This is a genomic window from Streptomyces sp. NPDC055962 (assembly GCF_042270185.1).
GTDB lineage: Bacteria > Actinomycetota > Actinomycetes > Streptomycetales > Streptomycetaceae > Streptomyces.
Window position 1 is genome coordinate 345,552 of record NZ_JBHJYN010000001.1, and the last position, 19,517, is coordinate 365,068.

Genomic DNA, 19,517 nt, shown 5'->3' on the forward strand with positions numbered 1-19,517 from the left:
TCCATTAATTGACTAATGGAATTGAGGTGAGGCGCATGGCGGGGACGACCGACTCCGGCGGCGGTTCGGGCACCTGGGCCCTGGAGGCCTCCGGGCTGGGGAAGCGCTACCGGCGCGGCTGGGCACTGCGGGACTGCTCCTTCCGGCTGCCGGCAGGGCGGATCTGCGGGCTGGTCGGCCCCAACGGCGCCGGGAAGAGCACGCTGCTGGGGCTGGCGTCCCGTCAGGTGGTACCGACCCAGGGCGAACTGCGCGTCTTCGGCGTGCCGGTCGGCGACTCCGGGGTGATGCCGAGGTTCGCCTTCCTCGGGCAGGACAAGCCGATGTTCAAGCGGTTCAGCGTGGCGGAGACCCTGCGGATCGGCAGCGAGCTCAACCCCGGGTGGGACGCGGCGGCGGCGGAGCGGATCGTGCGCTCGGGCCAGGTGCCGATGGACGCCGCCGTCGGGACGCTGTCCGGCGGTCAGCGCACCCGGGTCGCCCTCGCGCTGGCCTTCGGGAAGCGGCCCGACCTGCTGCTCCTCGACGAGCCGATGGCGGACCTCGACCCGCTGGCCCGCGACGAGATGAGCACGCTGCTGATGGCCGAAGCCGTGGAGCGGGGCACCACCGTGGTGATGTCGTCGCACATCCTGGCCGAGCTGGAGGACATGTGCGACTACCTGCTGGTCGTCGCCGAAGGCCGGATCCGGATGGCCGGTGACGCCGACGCGCTCGTCCCGGCGCACACCCTGGTGACCGGGCTGGCCGAGAACGGGGGCCTGCCCGCCGCCCTCTCCCGTCACACGGTGGTCGAGCAGCGCGTGCAGGGCCGGCAGTTCCAGGCGATGGTGCGGACGGACGGCCCGCTGCCGGGGAACTGGCAGGTGGCCGAGCCGAGCCTGGAGGAAGTACTGCTCGCGCATCTGCGCTCGCCGGACGCGCCCGCGCTGTTCACACCGGGCGCACAGAACGAGACCGAGGGGACCCGGACCGCATGAGCACCACCCTGACCGGCACACCGGCCGCACGCACCGCCCGTCCGAGGATGCTGCGCGGCCTGACCTGGCTCGTCCTGCGCCAGCACCGGGCCACCCTGGGCTCCCTCCTCGCCCTCGTGGCCCTCGGGTCGCTCTGGATCGTGTACCAGCGCGGCCAGCTGACCGACCTGCTCGCCGCCGCGGGCTGGCCCGGGAAGAGCGTGCCGCTCCCCGTCGTGGGCGAGCAGTACCGGAATCTCACGTCCCTGCTGGGTCTGCTGCCCGGCGTCCTCGCCGTCTTCCTCGGCGCCCCGCTGATCGCAGCCGACCAGGAACAGGGCACCGCGCAGCTCGTCACGACACAGTCCGTGACCCGCCGCCGCTGGCTCGTCGCGAAGATCGGCTGGTGCCTCCTGGCCACCCTGGCGGCCGGCTCGGCCCTCTCGGCGGTCTTCACCTGGTGGTGGCGGCCCTACCGCTCGGTCCTGCCCGACATCTGGATGGACCCCTCGGTCTTCGACACCACGGGCCCCGTCCTCCCCGCGCTCGCCCTGTTCCTGACCGCGGCCGGAATCACGATCGGCGTCCTGCTGCGGCGGGTCCTCGCCTCGATGGTCGTCACGTTCGTCTTCTGCGTGGGTGCCCAGACCGTCTGGGGCATGTTCCGGGACCGCCTCGGCACCCCGCGCACGATCACGTACCCGCTGGACGCCGCCCTCCCCGCCCGCCTCGACGACGCCTACGAGGTCGACCGCTGGGTCGCCGGCGCCGACGGGCAGCTCTACGGATGGGGCTCGTGCGCCGAGACGACCGAGAAGGCCACCGCCGCGTGCATCAAGGAGAAGGGCATCGTCGACAACGTCTTCCAGTACCTCGAGTACGACCAGATGACGGCGATGCAGTGGACCGGCGCGGGCATCCTGCTGGCCGGCGCCGTCGCGCTGGCCGGCTTCGCCCTGTGGTGGGCTTCCCGGCGCCCCCTGTAGGGACAGCCCTCATTCTCTCCGTACAGTGTCATCGATCGAGCGGAAGGTGATGTCCGTGGTCGTGTTCCGCATCGACCGCCGCAGTGGAGTGGCGACGTATCTCCAGATCGTCCGGCAGGTCGAACAGGCCCTGCGGATGGGTGCGCTGGAGGAGGGCGACCGGCTGCCCACGGCGGCGCAGGTGGCCGCCGCCACGAAGGTCAACCCGAACACGACGCTCAAGGCCTACCGGGAACTGGAGCGCGCGGGGCTCGCGGAGGTGCGCCAGGGGGCGGGGACCTTCATCACCCGCACCCTCACCGAGCCGGGGTCCGGCCCCGAGTGGCCGCTGCGCGCCGCGCTGAACGAGTGGCTGCACCGGGCGCGCGAGGAGGGCCTCGGCCCCGAGGAGATCCAGGCCCTCTTCCGGTCCTCCTTCGAGGCCGCCCACCCCTCCGCCCCGGAGGGCTGAGCGCCGGGCCGCCCGGAGTCCGGGACGGTCCGGTGCGGGTCAGCCCTTGTTCTGCGAGGCCCAGAACTCGTCGAACGTGAGCTCGCCGTCGCCGTTGGTGTCGTGGGCCTTGATGACGGCCTGCGCCACCGTCTCGGTGACGTGGTGGTCACCGAGCTGCGCCATGGCGCTCTTGTACTCGGAGGCCGTGATGCTGCCGTCGCTGTTCTGGTCGAAGCGCTCGAATGCCTTGCGTGCCGACTCGATGTCCGCCACTGTTCCGCCCCTTCGTTGAGCATTGCTGAGGGGGTCAGATTATCCGGCGGGCCGGGCGGCGGATCCGGCGGGCGGCGGGCAGGCCCGCCGCCGGGCCGCCGTCAGCGGAAGACTCCCGTGTGGCCCAGCGAGTAGCGGCCCGGCTGCGGATAGACGGCCAGTCCGTGCGGCCCGCTGCCGACCGGGATCCTGGCGAGCTCCTTGCCGCTGGCCGTGTCGATGGCGTACACCTCGGCGTCGTAGCGTCCGGAGAGCCAGAGCACCTTGCCGTCCGCCGAGACGCCGCCCATGTCGGGGCTGCCACCGCCGGGGAGGTGCCACTTCTTGGTGAGCTCGTTCCGGGCGAAGTCGAAGACCGACACGGACCCCTCGCCCCGGTTGGAGATGTACATCTCGGCGGAGTCCCGGCTCACGTAGAGGCCGTGGGCTCCCTTGCCCGTCGGCAGCAGCTTCGGGGTGGTGAAGGCCTTGCCGTCGAGCACCCACATGCCGTGGGCCATCATGTCGGCGATGTAGAAGGTCGTGCCGTCCGGGGAGAGCTTCACGTCCTGGGGCATCGCGCCCTGCATCGGCAGCTTCTGCTGCCCGACGACCTCCATCCTCTCCGTGTCGACCTTGAGCAGTTCACCGGAGAACTCGCAGGAGACGATGAAGTACCGGCCGTCCGACGAGAAGTCCGCGTGGTTGACGCCCGCGCAGTCCACCGGCACGGTCTTCGCCACCTTCATGGTCCTCGGATCGCGGAAGACCAGCTCGCGGTCCATCGAGGCCATGACGACGGCGTACCGGCCGTTCGGGGTGAAGTAGAGGTTGTACGGGTCGGAGACGTCGACCGTCCGGCCCTTCCTCCCGGTCGCCGGGTCGATCGCGGTGAGGCTGTCCCCGAGGTCGTTGTTGACCCAGAGCGTCTTCAGGTCCCAGGAGGGCACGACGTGCTGCGGCTGGTTCCCGACCGGGACGGTCTCGATGACCTTGTACGTCGCCGGGTCGATCACCGTCACCGTGTTGGAGTTGGTGTTGGGGACGTAGACCCGGGAGGGGAAGTCCTTGACGGCCGGCGCCAGCCGCCCCGCCCGGTCCGCCGCGTAGACGTCCCGGGGGTCGAGCACGGGAGGCATGCCGGGCAGCCCGGGCGGGGCGGCGGGCCGGTCGGGCCGGGCCGCCGCCTCGGTGCGGGAGGGCTCGGACCGCGCGCCGCCGGAAGGGGCGGCGCAGCCGGCGAGCGCGGCGAGGAGCAGGGCGGCGGCGGTGAGGGCGCGCGGCGAGGGAGGCATCAGGTCAACAACTCCGTGGTGGTCACCGCGCGCAGTTGGCGCCGGTCGATCTCGGTGAGGAGGAGGGGCAGGGCGGCGATGGTGTCCCGGTAGCCGAAGTGCAGGCTCACCACGGAGCCGTTGCGGAGCTCACCGGCGACCTTCCGGGTCACCGCCGCGACCCCGGGGGACGTGAAGTCGAGGGAGTCCACGTCGTAGGAGAGCACGTGCGGGTACCCGGCCCGGCGGGCGAGGTCCTGGACGAGCGGGGTGGCGTACTGGGCGCGCGAGGGCCTGAACCAGGTGCCGGCCGAGCCGGTGAGCCGGCGCAGCCGCCGGGCGCAGCCGGTGATCTCCTCGTACGCCTGCTTCTCGTCCATGGCGTTGATGTCGAGGTGGCTCTGGGTGTGGTTGCCGAGCTCATGGCCTCCGTCGAGGATCCGGCGGGCCATGCCGGGGTACTGGTCGAGCCAGCTGCCGACCGCCAGGACGGTGAGCCGGGCGGCGGCCCGCTCGGCTTCGGCGAGGACGGCGCGGGCCAGGTGGGGGTCTCCCTGGCCGTGGAAGGTGAGGGCGACCCGGGGGCGGTCGCGGGGGCCGTGCGCGATCTGGACCGGCTGCCCGGGGAAGCGGTGCGCGGTGGCGGCCGGGCGTGCGGCGCCGTGGGCCTTCCGGAGGTTCTGCGCGTTCCCGGAGCTCCGCGCCTCGGGAGCGGCCCGGGTCGCTTCGCCCGGAGCGCAGCCCGCGGCGGCCGCGCCTGCCAGGAGGGCGCCCGCCGCCGCACGCAGGGCGCTGCGGCGGGGCACCGGTGCCCTGCGACCGTCCATGGCCGTCCACCTCGCGGGTCGGTCGGGTGCTGTTTCCCCGAGACCCGAGACACAGTAGGACGAAAAGGACTGGATGGGCAGAATATGTGAAGAGATACGCCCCTCAGGTACTCAATGAATCACCCAGAGAAGCCATTACATACACAAAGAATGCCAGGCAAGTGACCCATCGCACCTTCGATTCAGAACCCAAATAGTGGGCTTGTTTACGCATTGCCCGTTTTGCGGCTTTGGCTCCGGAGTCGCCCGTCTGCCATAGTCGGAGCACGACCTCCTCCGACCCGAGCCAGGTCCCCTGTGCGGCCGTGGACACACCCCCCATTCCACGGCCCCCTCAGGAGCCCCCGACACGCCACACACCGGCCGACCGGGGGCTTCTGCGTGTCAGCGGTCCGTGGTGCGCATCTCGAACCAGGTGGTCTTGCCGCGGGGTAAGAGGTCCACACCCCACCGGTCGGAGAGCTTGTCGACCAGGAAGAGACCCCGCCCGCTGACGTCCGTCTCACGGACGGGCATCAGGCACGGCAGCCCGCGCGAGGGATCGCGCACCTCGATGCGGACCCACCCGCGGCGCCTCAGCATCCTCAGGCCGAAGATCCGCGCCCCGGTGTGCCGGACCGCGTTGCCCACGAGCTCGGAGACCAGTAGCACTCCGTATTCGGCGGTCTGCGGCGGAAGCTGCCACTGACGCAGCATCACGCACGAGGTGATCCGCCGGGCGGTCGCCGCGGACTCCGGACGGGAGGGCAGCCGGACTTCGCCCTCCGTCGGATTTCCGAACAACTCCAGCGCCTTGAACGCCTGTTCGTCTTCGACGGCAGTCGTCCAGCGTGCCGCTGTCGCGCCGCTGCGCGGTCGCGGCTGTTCCACACCCTCCAGGCCCGCCATGCCCACCATCATGGCCGCACGGAACGCTCTCCGTGACCGTTCCGACAGAATCCCTCTCCCGGAACCAGTCATTCCGGGCCGGTTCTCCGGCATATGCCAGAGGCAGAAAGGGAGCCTGTACGGCCACACCCACCTGCGGCGACGGGGGTGGACCGAGCAATTGCACGGGCGCCACGGGTGCTGGACCTTAAGGTTCTCTTAAGGTCCAGCTAATCCGCCCGCACGGATGAACGCGCGCTCCGGTGTGCGCAACTCACGCTCGGTCAGAGGAATTCGGCCCTGCCCGGGCCTTCCTCCACGAAGCTGCGCATGCCGCGCTCCCGGTCCTCGGTGGCGAACAGACCGGCGAACCAGTTCCGTTCGACCGTCAGGCCCGTGTCGATGTCCGTCTCCAGCCCCGCGTCCACGGATTCCTTGGCGGCCCGCAGGGCGAGCGCAGGCCCCCGCGCCAGCCGGGCGGCCCAGGCGTGCGCCTGCTCGTACACCTCCGCCGCGGGGACCACCCGGTCCACCAGGCCGATCGCGAGCGCCTCCTCGGCCTTCACCTGACGGCCCGTGAAGATCAGGTCCTTGGCACGGGACGGACCCACCAGCCGGGCCAGGCGCTGGGTGCCGCCCGCGCCGGGGATGAGCCCCAGCAGGATCTCCGGCTGGCCCAGCTTCGCGGTGTCCCCGGCGATCCTGAAGTCGGCGCAGAGCGCCAGCTCGCAGCCGCCGCCCAGAGCGTAGCCGGTGACGGCCGCGACCACGGGCTTGGGGATGCGCGCCACCGCGGTGAAGGACTCCTGGAGGGCCCTGGACCGCACCACCATCGCGGCGTGGTCCATCTTCTGCATCTCCTTGATGTCCGCACCCGCCGCGAACACCTTCTCGCCGCCGTAGAGGATCACGGCCCGCACGTCGTCGCGCCGGCCCGCCTCCTCGGCGAGCTCGCGCAGCCGGTCCTGGACGGCGACGTCCAGGGCGTTCATGGGCGGCCGGTCCAGCCGGATCGTGCCGACGTTGTCGCGTACTTCGAGGGTTACGGTCATGGGAGGCAGGTTAACCGCCGCTAACGCGAAGGGGCCCGGTGCCGTTGGTCACAGCACCGGGCCCCTCCGTACGGCGGGACCTACGCGGTCCACTCCGACCAGTCCATGTTCCAGCCGTTGAGGCCGTTGTCCGGCTGGATCACCTTGTCCTCGGAGTTCTTCACGATGACGACGTCACCGATCAGGGAGTTGTCGAAGAGCCAGGCGGCCGGGGTCTTGCCGTCCCAGCCGCCGCGCACGTCCCGCAGACCGACGCAGCCGTGGCTGGTGTTGGTCGTGCCGAAGATGCCCGACCCGCCCCAGTAGTTGCCGTGGATGAAGGTGCCCGACGTCGACAGGCGCATCGCGTGCGGCACGTCCTTGATGTCGTACTCGCCGCCGAAGCCGACGGTGTCACCGTTCATCCGGGTCACCTTGAGCTTCTCGCTGATGACCATCTGGCCGTTGTACGTGGTCGTGGCCGGGGCGCCCGCGGAGACCGGGATGTCCTTGATCTGCTTGCCGTCACGGACGACCTTCATCCGGTGGGAGCTCGCGTCGACCGTGGACACCTGGCTGCGGCCGATGGTGAACCTCACGGTCTTGGCCTGCTTGCCGTAGACCCCGGGCCGTCCCTCGACGCCGTCGAGATCGAGCCGCAGGGTCACCTTCGTGCCGGCCGCCCAGTAGTTCTCGGGGCGGAAGTCGAGGCGGTCGTTGCCGAACCAGTGGGGTTCGATCTCCACGGCGGGCTCGGCCGTGACGGCGATCGCCTTCTCGACGGCCGCCGGGTCGGTGATGCCGCGCGTGAAGTGGATCGAGACCGGCATGCCCACGCCGACGGTCGACCCGTCCTCGGGGGTGTACTGGCCGATGAAGGTGTTCTGCGGGACGAGCGTGGTGAAGGTGGTGTCCTTGGCCGACTGGCGGCCCTTCGCGTCCTTGGCGACCGCGTGCACGGTGTACTTGGTCGCGGCGGCCAGGTGGCGGTCGGGCACCCAGCTCAGGCCGTCCTTCGCGATCCTGCCCCCGATCTCCTTGCCCTTGGGGTCGGCGACCTTGACCGCGCTCAACGTGCCCTTGGACGCCGAGATCTTCAGTGCCCCGCTGGTCGCCACGGAGTCGGCGCCGTCCTTGGGCGCGATGGTCACCACCGCCTGCGAGGCGCTGGTGTCCTCGGTCTTCGCGGCCGGCCCCTTGCCGTCCTTCTCGGCGGCGGCTCCGCTGCCTCCGCACGCGGTCACCAGCAACAGCAGCGCGCCCAGTGCCAGTGCCGGGAGTGCGCGGGCTCCGCGCCCACGCCGTTCCCCGCCCGCGCCGGCCCATGCCCCCGATATCGGCTGCCCGTTCAATGTGGTCGTCTCCCCTCGCACGGCCTGGCCCCGCCATGGCCCGCACTCCCGCACGCTGTACATGCGTGCTCGGCGCAAGATAATCACACCGCGCGCGAGGAGAACTCCCCCGGAACGTCACCGTTCCGTCCCAAGTCGTCCCGGACCGCCGTACGGAGGTCCCGGAGGCGGCGCCTCCGGGACCTTCGCAGGTCGGAGCGGGGATCAGCGCAGGGCCGAACCGGCCTTCCACTGCGCCCAGCCGACGTTCCAGCCACCGAGGCCGTTGTCCGGAGCGACGGTGCCGTCCGCGGAGTTGACGACCTCGACGACATCGCCCACGAGCGTCCGCTCGAAGAACCAGCCGGCCGGTGTGTCCGAGCTGCCGCCCTTCACGTCGCGGAGCCCGATGCACCCGTGGCTGGTGTTCTCGGACCCGAAGATGTCCGGGGACTCCCAGTAGTTGCCGTGCAGGAAGGTGCCGGACTTCGTCAGCCGGATGGCGTGCGGGACGTCCTTGATGTCGTACTCACCGCCGAAGCCGACGGTGCTGCCGTCCATGCGGGTCACGTCGTGCAGCTCGGAGACCACCATCTTCCCGTTGTACGTCGTGGTCTTCGCCGCCCCGGCGGTGATCGGCACGCTGCTGACGACCTCGCCGTCGCGGCTCACCTCCATGGTGTGCGCCGCGGCGTCCACCACGGACGTCTGGGAGCGGCCCACCCGGAAGGTCACCTTCTTCCGCTGGCTGCCGTACACCCCCGGCGCGCCCTCGACGTCGCGCAGGCCCACGTCGACGGTGACCTGGGTGCCCGGTTCCCAGTAGGCCGCGGGGCGGAAGTCGAGGCGGTCCTTGCCGAACCAGTGGCCCACCACCTCGACCTCGGGCTCCGTGGTGATCCTGATGGCCTTCTCCACCTCGGCCCGGCGCGTGACGGGCCGGTTGAAGTCGAAGGAGACGATCATGCCGGTGCCCACGGTGGAGCGGTTCTCCGGCTTGAAGTAGCCGATGAAGCGGTCCTCGGGGACCAGCGTGGTGAACGTGGTGCTGCGGGCCGAGCGACGGCCGTCACCGTCGACGGCCACGGCCTCCACGCTGTACTTCCCGGCCAGCCCCAGCCGGTACCCGTCGTCCCGGGGCTCCCAGGAGCGGCCGTCCTCGGCGATCCGGCCCGGCACCTCCTGGTGCTCCGCGTCCTGCGTCCGCGTCACCTTCACCCGTTCCAGCCGCCCGTCGGGGACGGTCACCTCCAGCCGGCTGTCCGCCCCGACGTTCTCGGCACCGTCCCCGGGGACGATCCGGATGGCGTCCCCGGGCGAACGGTCGTCCCCGAAGAACGACGTCGCCCCGGTGCAGCCGGTCAGTACGGCCAGCACGGTGAACAGTCCTGCCCATGTCAGCACGGCGGCCGAACCGGCCCGCGCTCTCTTCGCTACGTGGTTCACGCTCCCCCAACGACACCGCCGCTCCGGGGAAACGTGAGTGCGGGCCCCCCGGTGGGCAGAACAGAGGGAAGGACACCGCCAGGAAGGCCGCGGCCGGGACGCCGCGTACTCCTCCCTACGGGTGGCCGCTCCTACGAGCCGCAGGAGGCTGAGAGGTGTCGAGCACAGCCGAGCAGGAGGAAACGCCGCGTACGACGGGGAGAGCGGTGGCCACCGGAGCGGCCCTCGGGGACGGGCCGGACAGACCACCCGTATGGCCGGGTGCCCCGATGCCGCTGGGGGCCCGCTACCGGACCGGACCGGACGGCGTCGCCGGCACCAACTTCGCCCTCTGGGCCGGCGGGGCGGAGGCCGTCGAGCTCTGCCTCTTCGACGAGCGGGGCACCGAGACCAGGCTGCCGCTCACCGAGCTGACCCATGAGATCTGGCACGGCTTCGTCCCCGGCGTACCTCCGGGCCAGCGCTACGGCTACCGGGTGCACGGCCGCTGGGACCCCTGGACCGGAGCCCGGTGGAACGCCGCGAAGCTGCTCCTCGACCCCTACGCACGGGCGGTGGACGGCTCGTTCACCCTGCCGCCCGAGGTGTACGGCCATGTGAGGGACTGGCCGGAGCAGCACGTCGCCGACACCGTGCGCGACGACCGGGACTCCGCGCCGTACGTCCCCAAGGCCGTCGTCGTGCACGACGACGACGACTGGGCGGAGGACCGCAGGCCCAAGACGCCGTGGGCGGACTCGGTCATCTACGAACTGCACGTGCGCGGCTTCACCAAGCTCCACCCGGACATCCCGCCGGAGCTGCGCGGCACCTACGCCGGGCTCGCCCACCCCGCCGCGATCGGCCACCTGCGGCGCCTCGGGGTCACGGCGGTCGAGCTGCTCCCCGTCCACCAGTTCGCGCACGAGGACCATCTGCTGCGGCGCGGACTGCACAACTACTGGGGCTACAACTCGATCGGCTACTTCGCCCCGCACGCCGGCTACGCCGCGAAGGGCACCGCCGGCCAGCAGGTCGGCGAGTTCAAGCAGATGGTGCGCGCCCTGCACGACGCCGGGATCGAGGTGATCCTGGACGTGGTCTACAACCACACCGCCGAGGCCGGGGAGCTCGGCCCGATGCTGTCCCTGCGCGGGATCGACAACCGCGGCTACTACCGCCTCCAGCCGGACGCCCGCCGGTACGCCGACTACACCGGCTGCGGCAACACCCTGCACGTGGTGCAGCCGCAGGTCCTCCGGCTGATCACGGACTCGCTCCGCTACTGGGTGACGGAGATGGGCGTCGACGGCTTCCGCTTCGACCTCGCGGCCGCGCTCGCCCGCTCGATGCACGACGTCGACATGCTCTCCCCCTTCCTCGCCGTGATCGCCCAGGACCCCGTCCTGCGCCGGGTCAAGCTGATCGCCGAGCCGTGGGACGTCGGCAACGGCGGCTACCAGGTGGGGGCGTTCCCGCCGCTGTGGACCGAGTGGAACGACCGCTACCGCGATGCCGTACGGGACTTCTGGCGCGGCGCGCTCCCGGACGTGCGCGACATCGGGTACCGGCTCACCGGATCGAGCGACCTGTACGCCTGGGGCGGCAGACGCCCGTACGCCTCGGTCAACTTCGTCACCGCACACGACGGTTTCACCCTGCGCGACCTGGTCAGCTACGACCACAAGCACAACGAGGCCAACGGCGAGGGCAACCGGGACGGCACGAACGACAACCGCTCCTGGAACGGCGGCGCGGAGGGCGAGACCGACGACGCCGACGTCAACGCCCTGCGCCGCCGGCAGCTGCGCAACCTCCTGACCACCCTGCTCCTGTCGACCGGGGTGCCGATGCTGGTGGCCGGCGACGAGATGGGACGCACCCAGGGGGGCAACAACAACGCCTACTGCCAGGACAACGAGGTCAGCTGGGTGGACTGGTCGCTCCTGGAGGACCCCCGGTGGCGGGAGCTGACCGAGCTGACCGCCCGGGTCCTGGCCCTGCGCCACCGCCACCCGGTGCTGCGCCGCCGCGCCTTCTTCGCCGGGACGCCGCAGGCCCCCGACGGGCTGCGGGACCTGGCGTGGTTCACCCCGCGGGGCGAGGAGATGACGGACGGCGACTGGTACGCGCCCGCGGCGACGCTCGGCCTCTACCTCTCCGGGCGCGACATCCCGGGCCGGGACGCCCGGGGCGGGCAGATCACCGACGACAGCTTCCTCGCCGTCCTCCACGCGGACCACCGGCCCTGCGCGTTCCGGCTCCCGGGCCCGCCCTGGGCCCAGTCCTACGAACTGGTGCTGGACACCTCGCGCGAGGACCAGTCCACGGCCCCGGGCACCCTCCACCAGGGTGGTGCCGAACTCACGGTGGAGGGCAGGTCGGTGCTGCTGCTGCGGGTGGCGGGGTGACGGACCCGGTCAGCCGAGGATGCCGCGCTCGTAGGCGGTGGCGACGGCCGCCGCCCGGTCCTTCGCGCCCAGTTTGGCGAAGACGTGGGTGAGGTGGGTCTTCACGGTCGCCTCGCTGATGAACAGCTCGGCGGCGATCTCCCGGTTCGAGGTTCCCCGGGCGACGAGCCGGAGCACCTCGCGCTCCCGCGCGGACAGCGGTTCGCGGGCGGGCGCACCAGGGGTGCGCACCCGCGAGATGAGGCGTGAGGCCACGGCGGGCGACAGGACCGCGCGGCCGTCCGCAGCCGCGCGCACCGCGGTGAAGAGCTCCTCGCGGGGCGCGTCCTTGAGGAGGTAGCCGGTCGCACCCGCCTCGATGGCGGGCAGCGTGTCGGAGTCGGTGTCGTACGTGGTGAGGACGAGCACCCTGGACCGGGCACCGAGCCGGGCCAGTTCGGCGATGGCCGCCACGCCCCCGCCGCCGGGCATCCGCAGGTCCATCAGGACGACATCGGGGTCCAGGCGGGCCGTGAGCTCCACGGCGGCCACCCCGTCCGCGGCCTCGCCGAGCACCTCGAAGCCGGGTGCCGAGGCGAACATCCCGCGCAGACCGTCCCGTACGACGGGGTGGTCGTCGACGACGAGCAGCGTGATGACGCGCGCGGTTCCCGTGGTGCCGGTCATGGCGGCCCAGGTTACCGGCCGTCAGGTACGCCGTACCAGGGGTACCCGGGCGGAGACGGCCGTGCCCCGCCCCGGCTCCGTCTCGACCTCGGCCGTCCCCGCGATCCGCTCGGCACGGGCGCGCATCCCGCCGAGTCCGAAGCCTCCCGTGCCGCTGCGCGGGGGCAGGGCCGCCGGGTCGAAGCCGCACCCGTCGTCGCGGACGTCCAGGGCGACCTCGTCGCCCATGTAGGAGAGAGTCACTCCGGCCCGTGCCGCCCCGGCGTGCCGGGCCGTGTTGGCGAGTGCCTCCTCGGCGATGCGGAGCAGGGTGGCGCCGACCTCGTCGTGCAGCGGCTCGACGGTACCGGTGACGGTGAGGTCCGCCCGTACGCCGGTGCGCTCCACCCATGCCGTGACGGTCGCCTTCAGTGCTCCGGGCAGGTCGTCGTGGACCAGGGCGGCCGGCACGAGGTCGTGCACGGAGCGGCGGGCCTCGGCGAGGCTGTGCCGGGCGAGCCCCGCCGCGCGGTCGAGGTGCTCCCGGGCCAGGGCGGGGTCCTCGGTCGAGGTGACGGCCTGGAGCTGGGCGATGATCCCCGTCAGGCCCTGCGCGAGGGTGTCGTGGATCTCGGCGGCGAGCCTCCTCCGCTCGTCGGCCACGCCGGCCTCCCGCGCCTGGACCAGGAGCTGGGCGTGCAGGGCGGCGTTCTCGGCGAGTGCCTGCTCCAGACGGGTGTTGGCGCGTTCCAGTTCGGTGATGGTCGCGGTCTGACGCGCGGTCCGCTCCGTCTCGCGGGCGCTGATGCTGCCGAAGAGCAGGGCGAGGGAGAAGTGGAGGACGAGGAGTGCGCCGAAGGCGGCCCAGTTGGTGAGGGAGGCCGGGGGCATGCCGCCGCCGGACTGGCTGCCCGCCATGGTCACGGCGGTGCAGAACAGGCCGGCACGCATGAAACGTCCGGGCACCAGTTCGGCGACGTCGAAGTAGCCGGATATGGCGAAGACGGAGAAGAACGGGTTGTACCAGCAGAGGGCGAACGCGATGAGGGTCCGGAGCACGTAGTAGCTCCGGGCGGCGGTCCCGCGCGCGGGCGCCCCGGACCTGGCCCGCCCCCACCACAGCTGGAGCGCGGAGGCCACCGCGACGAGGACGGCCGTGGCGTACCGGTCGTCCTCGGACATCCCGACGAGGTCCGCGGAGAGTGCGGCCATCAGGGTGCCGATGCCGAGCAGGGTGTTCGGGCCGTGCCGGTAGAACTGCTCCCAGCGCTGCTCGACCGTCCTGACGCCACCCATGGCACACCCCTCCCCCGTTCCCTCCAGTCTCCCCCGTGCGCGGCCCCCAGGTCACTCCCAGCGGAAGAGCCGGGTCGAGGCCGCGCCCAGTGCCGCGGTCCACACCACCATGACGCCGAGGTGCGCGAAGCCCGGCCAGTCGCCCGAGGCCGCCTGGTCCAGGGCCTGGGACGCGGCCCCGAAGGGGGTGAACTCGACGATCGTGCGCAGCAGGTCCGGCATGGTCTGGACCGGCACCCAGACCCCGGCGGTGAACATCATCAGGAGGTAGGCGACCGAGCCGACGGCGGTCGCGATCTTCGACGTCCGGGACAGCGCGCAGATCGTCGCGCCGAGGGCGAGGACGCACGTGACGGCGAGGAGGAGGGCCGTCACGTAGCCGGGTACCTGTCCCGGCAGCCGCACACCGAACGCGACGCGCCCGACGGCCAGGACGAGGGCCGCGGATCCCAGCGATGCCGCGCCGTGCAGCACGATCTGCGCGGCGAGCAGGGCCGAGGGGCGCACCGGCGTGGCCGACATCCGCCGCAGGATCCCGCGTTCGCGGTAACCGGTGAGGACCGGCGGCATGGCCTGGAGTCCGGCCATGATCATGGCCAGCAGCACGGCCACCGGTACGTACAGGTCGATGACGCTGCGGCCGCCGAGGGCGTCGTCGGCCTTCCTGAAGGACGGGACGAGGCCCAGGATCGTCATCAGGACGGCCGGGAAGGCGAGGATCCAGAACAGGCTGCCGGGTTCGCGCAGGAAGAGCCGCGTCTCCGCCCTGAGGACGGCGGCGAGCGGGGCGGGGCGGGATGCGGTCGTGCCGATGGCGGGCATGGTCATGAGGTCCGTTCCGTGAGGTCGAGGAACACGTCGTCCAGGCCCGCCTCCGCGACGCGCAGCTGACGGGCGGTGATGCGGCGGCGGGCCAGGAGCGTGATCACGGCGTTGGCGGTCTCGTCCGTGCCGTGGACGACCACCCGCCCGCCGGGACCGGTCACGTCGGCGGAGGCGGTGCCCGGCAGCGCTGCGAGCTCGGCGTACGCGATCGGCTCCGAGGGGACGAAGGAGATGGCGGTCGATCCCGCCGCTCCGCCGGTCAGGCCGCCGGGGGTGTCGAGCGCGACGAGCCGGCCCCTGTCGATCACCGCGACCCGGTCGCAGAGCCGCTGGGCCTCCTCCATGAAGTGGGTGACCAGCAGGACGGTCACCCCGCTGTCCCGGATCTCCTCGATGAGTCGCCAGGTGTCCCTGCGCGCGCGGGGATCGAGGCCGGTGGTGAGCTCGTCCAGCACGACCACCTTCGGGTTGCCGATGAGCGCGAGCGCGATGAACAGCCGCTGTTTCTGGCCACCGGACAGCCCGGCGAAGCGGCGGCCGAGGTGCTCGTGGAGCCCGAGCCGTTCGGCGAGCGCGTTGCGGTCTGCGGGTCGCGGATAGAAGGCGCTGTAGAGCTCCAGGGCCTCTTCGACGGTCAGCTTGGGCTGGAGCTCGCTCTCCTGGAGCTGTGCGCCCAGCAGCTGGGTGACCGCCCGGCGCTCGGTGGCCGGATCTAGCCCGGCGACCCGGACGGTGCCCGAGTCGGGCACCCTCAGCCCTTCGACGCATTCGACGGTGGTGGTCTTGCCGGCTCCGTTGGGGCCGAGGATGCCGAAGATCTCCCCCTCCTCGACGGAGAATCCGACCCCGTCGACCGCGGGGCGGCCGCCGTAGGCCTTGCGGATCCCGTTCACTTCGATGATTGCCATGCCCGCAAGGATTCCGGCGGGCGGGCGGCGCCGGTATCCACCGTCACGCTCCCGCGCGCATCAGCCGATCGGTTGACCGCCTGCTCCGACCAGCGGCGCGTGACCGGAAAACCATGTGATCGATGTCAGTGGTGAACCCTAGGCTCGGTCCTGATGCCCGAAAAACCTGCAGAGCCCACGGAACGGTCCGCCGTGCGCTCCCTCCTGCGACTGTGGCCCTACGTCAGACCGGTGCGTGTGCGCTGGATCGGTGCCGCCCTCGTGGCGGTTCTCGCCTCCTGTCTCGCCCTGGTGATCCCACTGGTCCTCAAGTGGATGGTGGACGGCCCCGTGGCCGACCGTGATCCGGGCGGGGTATGGCTCGGGGCGCTCTACCTGCTGCTGCTGGGGATCGTCGAGGCAGGGCTGTTCGGGCTCCGGCGGTGGCTCGTGGCGCGGCCGCTGGCCGGTGTGGAGGCGTCGATGCGCGCCGACCTCTACCGCCATCTGCAACGGCTTCCGGTGGCGTTCCACGACCGCTGGCCGTCCGGGCAGCTGCTCTCGCGCGGGACCACGGACCTGATGCTGATGAGGATGTTCCTGGCGTTCCCGCTGACGTTCCTGCTGGTCAACAGCACGACGATCCTGGTCGGTTTCGTCATCCTCTTCGCCCAGGAGTGGTCCCTGGGACTCGTGCTGCTCGCTCCCGCCGTGCCCCTGATGATCCTGTGCTCGCTCTTCGAGACGAAGTACGCACTGGTGGCGCGCAGGGCCCAGGACCAGGTCGGCGATCTGACGACAGTCGTCGAGGAGAGCGTGCTGGGCATCCGCATCGTCAAGGGTTTCGGCCGCAACCGCAGCCAGGCGCTGGCCTTCCGCTCGCTCGCCGGGCGGCTGCGTACGACGGAGCTCGGCAAGGCGCGCCTGCTCGCAGGCATCTGGGCACTCGTCACCGCCATTCCCGAACTGGCCATCGGCGCTGCGCTGGTGCTCGGCACGATCGAGGTGGCGGACGGCGGACTGTCGGCCGGGACACTCGTCGCCTTCCTCTCGACGGCACTGGCCCTGCGCTGGCCCGTCGACTCGATCGGCTTCCTGCTCGCGATGTGCCAGGAGTCGGCCACGGCTGCCGACCGCTACTTCGAGGTCATGGACGCCGCCGAGGAGGAGGAGCCCGAGGGGCCGGGCTCCGTCGGCAGGGAGGCGGGTGCGGGCATCGTCTTCGACGGGGTCGAGTTCCGCTACCCCGACGCCGAGCCGGGCTCACCGCCCGTACTGGCCCGGATCGACCTGCGGATCCGTCCCGGCGAGACGATGGCCCTGGTGGGGACCACGGGCTCCGGGAAGACGACGCTGACGGCGCTCGTCCCCCGGCTGCACGAGGTCACCGGAGGCCGGATCCTGCTGGACGGTGAGGACATCGCCCTGATGGAGCGGTCCCGGCTGCGCGAGCTGGTGTCGGTGGCCTTCGAGGAACCGACCCTCTTCTCGGCGACCGTCGGGGAGAACGTCCTCATGGGCGCGGAGGGTGCGGGTGAACAGGAGCTGCACCGGGCGCTGTCGGTCGCCCAGGCCGACTTCGTGCACGATCTTCCGCAGGGCGTCGACACGCAGGTCGGCGAGCAGGGCCTGAGCCTCTCCGGCGGCCAGCGGCAGCGCCTCGCCCTGGCCCGCGCCGTCGTCGGCACGCCGCGCTTCCTGGTGCTCGACGACCCGCTCTCCGCCCTGGACGTCCATACGGAGGCGATGGTGGAGGCGGCGCTGCGGCGCGTGCTGGAGGAGACGACCGCGGTGGTCGTCGCCCACCGTCCGTCCACGGTGATGCTCGCCGACCGGGTTGCCCTGCTGTCCGAAGGCCGGATCAGCGCGGTGGGGACCCATCAGGAACTCCTGCGCACCCATGCCGAGTACGCCTGGCTGATGTCGGGCGCCGGGGACGGACACGTCCTCGTCCCCGAGGAGGGCAGCACCCGATGACCAGTACCACTGCCGACGGACCGGCCCTCGCCGACGAGGACCTGCCCGGGAAGGGGCCCGGGCCGGACCCGGACGGCACGGACCCGTTCGACGCCGACGCCCTGCCCGCCCCTCCCGGTGCCACCCGGTCCCTGCTCGCCTCCCTGCTGGCACCGCTGCGGGCCAGGGTGGTGGTGGCGTCGCTCCTGCTGCTGGTCCAGCAGGCCGCCGTGCAGGCCGGCCCGTTGCTGGTGGCGTACGCCATCGACAGCGGTGTGCCTTCGTTCCGCGCCCACGACTACGGGCCGCTGGCCGCCGTGGGCATCGGATACGCGGTGTGCGCGGCCGGCGCGGGGCTGCTCCAGTACACCTTCATCCGGTCCGCCGCGCGGATCAACCAGGACGTGCTGCTCGACCTGCGCGGCCGGATCTTCCGTCACGCGCAGGCGCTGAGCGTGGACTTCCACGAGCGCTACACCTCGGGAAGGCTGATCTCCCGCTCGACCACGGACGTGGAGTCCCTGCGCGAGCTGCTCAGCGAGGGACTCCAGGAGCTCATCGGGGTGGTCCTGTCGTTCGTGGCGATCTCCCTGATGCTGCTCTGGCTGGACCTCGGGATCGGCGCCATCGCGGTGGCCTCCTTCGCCCCGCTGTACCTGCTGGTGCGGAGCTACACCCGCAGGGCCGCCGGCGCCTACTCGGCACGCTCGTCGGCGATGGCCGCGGTGATCGTGAAGTTCGCGGAGACGATGAACGGGATCCGTCCCGTGCAGGCCTTCCGCAGGGAGCGCGCCAACGACGAGGACTTCGCGGTGTCCAACCACCGCCACGAGCGGAGGAACGGCGACGCACTGCTGGAGATGGCCCGTTACGTCGTCGGCTCGCGGCTCGTCGCCAACACGGCGGTGGCCGGAATGGTGCTGTGGGGCGCCTACCGGGTGGCGTCGGGAACGCTGGCCCTCGGTGTGCTGGCCGCGGCGGTGCTGTATCTGCGACGGCTGTACGACCCGATCGACCGGCTGGCGATGTTCCTCAACTCCTACCAGTCGGCGGCCGCTTCGCTGGAGAAGATCGCGGGCCTGCTCGCGCAGGAGCCCGCCGTGCCGGAGCCCGCCACGCCGGAGACGCTGCCCGTCCTGGCCGGTGAGCACCCCGGCCGCGAGGTCGTCTTCGACGGGGTGCGGTTCGCCTACCGCACGGGCGGCGAGGTCCTGCCGCGCTTCGACCTGACGATCCCGGCCGGCCAGACCGTGGCCGTGGTCGGCTCGACGGGCGCGGGCAAGTCGACGCTGGCCAAGCTGCTGGCCCGCTTCTACGACCCGACGGAGGGCCGGGTCCTGCTGGACGGCACCGATCTGCGCGGCCTGGCCACGCCCGAGCTGCGGCGGGGTGTGGTGATGGTGACGCAGGAGGCGTTCCTCTTCTCCGGGACGATCGCCGAGAACATCGCCATCGGCCGTCCGGAGGCGACGCCCGAGGAGATCGAGCACGCGGCCAAGGCCATCGGGGCGCACGACTTCATCAGCGCGCTGCCCGACGGGTACGCCACCGACGTCCGCAAGCGGGGCGGCCGCATCTCCGCGGGGCAGCGCCAACTGGTCGCGTTCGCCCGGGCCCTGCTGGCGGATCCCGCCGTGCTGATCCTCGACGAGGCCACCAGTTCGCTGGACGTCCCCGGCGAGCGGGCGGTGCAGCAGGCCATGGACACCGTCCTGCACGGCCGCACGGCGGTGGTGATCGCGCACCGCCTGTCGACCGTGGAGATCGCGGACCGGGTGCTGGTGATGGAGTGGGGCCGGATCGTCGAGGACGGCTCCCCGGCCGGACTCATCGGCGGTACGGGGCGGTTCTCCGACCTCCACAAGGCGTGGCGGGAGAGCCTGGCCTGACGGGTGCGGACCGGCCCGCCCCGCACCCGGGGCGGGCCTGAGGCGGCGCCGCGGGCCCCCGCCGGCCTCCCAGGGCCGGGTGGGCCGGAGGACGGCCTCGGTGAGAGCGGCGGTCCGCAACGCCGTCACCTGCTGGTACTCGGGGTCGGCGACCATGCGGGCGAAGGCCGTGCGGCCGGGGTGGCGGACGAGGAGTACGGCGTCCCGCTCCTGGCCCGCCCCG

Annotated in this window: 17 protein-coding genes; 6 read left to right on the plus strand and 11 right to left on the minus strand. The window is 71.9% G+C overall.

Going from position 1 to position 19,517, the window contains the following annotated elements:
- The first annotated feature begins 35 nt into the window (after nt 1–35).
- Genes ACFC51_RS01540 through ACFC51_RS01550 form a run of 3 tightly spaced genes read left to right on the plus strand, consistent with a single transcriptional unit; the run spans nt 36 to nt 2,396 of the window.
- Complete coding sequence (locus ACFC51_RS01540) at nt 36–980, plus strand: ABC transporter ATP-binding protein (RefSeq protein WP_376369122.1); 945 nt, start codon at nt 36–38, stop codon at nt 978–980.
- Complete coding sequence (locus tag ACFC51_RS01545) at nt 977–1,945, plus strand: ABC transporter permease (protein WP_376369121.1); 969 nt, start codon at nt 977–979, stop codon at nt 1,943–1,945. The genes ACFC51_RS01540 and ACFC51_RS01545 overlap by 4 nt, the downstream gene beginning before the upstream one ends.
- Nucleotides 1,946–1,994: 49 nt before the next feature.
- Nucleotides 1,995–2,396 (plus strand): GntR family transcriptional regulator, encoded by a 402-nt coding sequence (locus ACFC51_RS01550; protein WP_376369196.1) that lies wholly within the window; start codon nt 1,995–1,997, stop codon nt 2,394–2,396.
- Between the two features lie 39 nt (nt 2,397–2,435).
- On the opposite strand, the gene ACFC51_RS01555 is transcribed toward ACFC51_RS01550, so the two are convergent.
- The 7 genes from ACFC51_RS01555 to ACFC51_RS01585 form a co-directional block, all read right to left on the minus strand.
- Nucleotides 2,436–2,651 carry an EF-hand domain-containing protein gene (locus tag ACFC51_RS01555; RefSeq protein ID WP_376369120.1) on the minus strand — a complete coding sequence of 72 codons (216 nt, stop codon included), beginning with the start codon at nt 2,649–2,651 and terminating at the stop codon, nt 2,436–2,438.
- Between the two features lie 101 nt (nt 2,652–2,752).
- Nucleotides 2,753–3,925 (minus strand): beta-propeller fold lactonase family protein, encoded by a 1,173-nt coding sequence (locus ACFC51_RS01560; protein ID WP_376526444.1) that lies wholly within the window; start codon nt 3,923–3,925, stop codon nt 2,753–2,755.
- Nucleotides 3,925–4,731, minus strand: coding sequence for a polysaccharide deacetylase family protein (locus ACFC51_RS01565; protein WP_376369118.1), 807 nt, complete (start codon nt 4,729–4,731; stop codon nt 3,925–3,927). The genes ACFC51_RS01560 and ACFC51_RS01565 overlap by 1 nt, the downstream gene beginning before the upstream one ends.
- Nucleotides 4,732–5,115: 384 nt before the next feature.
- The gene (locus tag ACFC51_RS01570; protein WP_376369117.1) at nt 5,116–5,631 is read right to left on the minus strand and encodes an ATP-binding protein; all 516 of its coding nucleotides are present in this window, start codon (nt 5,629–5,631) and stop codon (nt 5,116–5,118) included.
- Nucleotides 5,632–5,882: 251 nt separating this feature from the next.
- Nucleotides 5,883–6,650, minus strand: a complete 768-nt coding sequence (locus tag ACFC51_RS01575) for an enoyl-CoA hydratase/isomerase family protein (RefSeq protein ID WP_376369116.1) — start codon at nt 6,648–6,650, stop codon at nt 5,883–5,885.
- 80 nt (nt 6,651–6,730) lie between these two features.
- Nucleotides 6,731–7,981, minus strand: coding sequence for an Ig-like domain-containing protein (locus ACFC51_RS01580; RefSeq protein ID WP_376526447.1), 1,251 nt, complete (start codon nt 7,979–7,981; stop codon nt 6,731–6,733).
- Between the two features lie 204 nt (nt 7,982–8,185).
- Nucleotides 8,186–9,406 carry an Ig-like domain-containing protein gene (locus ACFC51_RS01585; RefSeq protein WP_376369114.1) on the minus strand — a complete coding sequence of 407 codons (1,221 nt, stop codon included), beginning with the start codon at nt 9,404–9,406 and terminating at the stop codon, nt 8,186–8,188.
- A 269-nt stretch (nt 9,407–9,675) separates the two neighbouring features.
- Between ACFC51_RS01585 and glgX the strand changes: the two genes are divergently transcribed.
- Nucleotides 9,676–11,796, plus strand: coding sequence for a glycogen debranching protein GlgX (gene glgX, locus ACFC51_RS01590; protein ID WP_376527037.1), 2,121 nt, complete (start codon nt 9,676–9,678; stop codon nt 11,794–11,796).
- 9 nt (nt 11,797–11,805) lie between these two features.
- On the opposite strand, the gene ACFC51_RS01595 is transcribed toward glgX, so the two are convergent.
- The 4 genes from ACFC51_RS01595 to ACFC51_RS01610 are packed head-to-tail and all read right to left on the minus strand — an operon-like array spanning nt 11,806 to nt 15,470.
- Nucleotides 11,806–12,462 carry a response regulator gene (locus tag ACFC51_RS01595; protein ID WP_376369112.1) on the minus strand — a complete coding sequence of 219 codons (657 nt, stop codon included), beginning with the start codon at nt 12,460–12,462 and terminating at the stop codon, nt 11,806–11,808.
- Between the two features lie 21 nt (nt 12,463–12,483).
- A complete protein-coding gene (locus ACFC51_RS01600; RefSeq protein ID WP_376369111.1) occupies nt 12,484–13,737 on the minus strand; it encodes a sensor histidine kinase in 1,254 nt (417 codons plus the stop codon).
- A 51-nt stretch (nt 13,738–13,788) separates the two neighbouring features.
- Nucleotides 13,789–14,559 carry an ABC transporter permease gene (locus ACFC51_RS01605; protein ID WP_376527039.1) on the minus strand — a complete coding sequence of 257 codons (771 nt, stop codon included), beginning with the start codon at nt 14,557–14,559 and terminating at the stop codon, nt 13,789–13,791.
- Between the two features lie 2 nt (nt 14,560–14,561).
- Nucleotides 14,562–15,470 carry an ABC transporter ATP-binding protein gene (locus ACFC51_RS01610; RefSeq protein ID WP_376369109.1) on the minus strand — a complete coding sequence of 303 codons (909 nt, stop codon included), beginning with the start codon at nt 15,468–15,470 and terminating at the stop codon, nt 14,562–14,564.
- Between the two features lie 153 nt (nt 15,471–15,623).
- Here ACFC51_RS01610 and ACFC51_RS01615 point away from each other — a divergent pair, with 153 nt between their 5' ends.
- Both ACFC51_RS01615 and ACFC51_RS01620 read left to right on the plus strand, forming a co-directional pair.
- Complete coding sequence (locus tag ACFC51_RS01615; RefSeq protein WP_376526450.1) at nt 15,624–17,426, plus strand: ABC transporter ATP-binding protein; 1,803 nt, start codon at nt 15,624–15,626, stop codon at nt 17,424–17,426.
- Nucleotides 17,423–19,294 carry an ABC transporter ATP-binding protein gene (locus ACFC51_RS01620; protein WP_376526453.1) on the plus strand — a complete coding sequence of 624 codons (1,872 nt, stop codon included), beginning with the start codon at nt 17,423–17,425 and terminating at the stop codon, nt 19,292–19,294. Before ACFC51_RS01615 ends, ACFC51_RS01620 begins: the two co-directional genes overlap by 4 nt.
- The last annotated feature ends 223 nt before the right edge of the window (nt 19,295–19,517 follow it).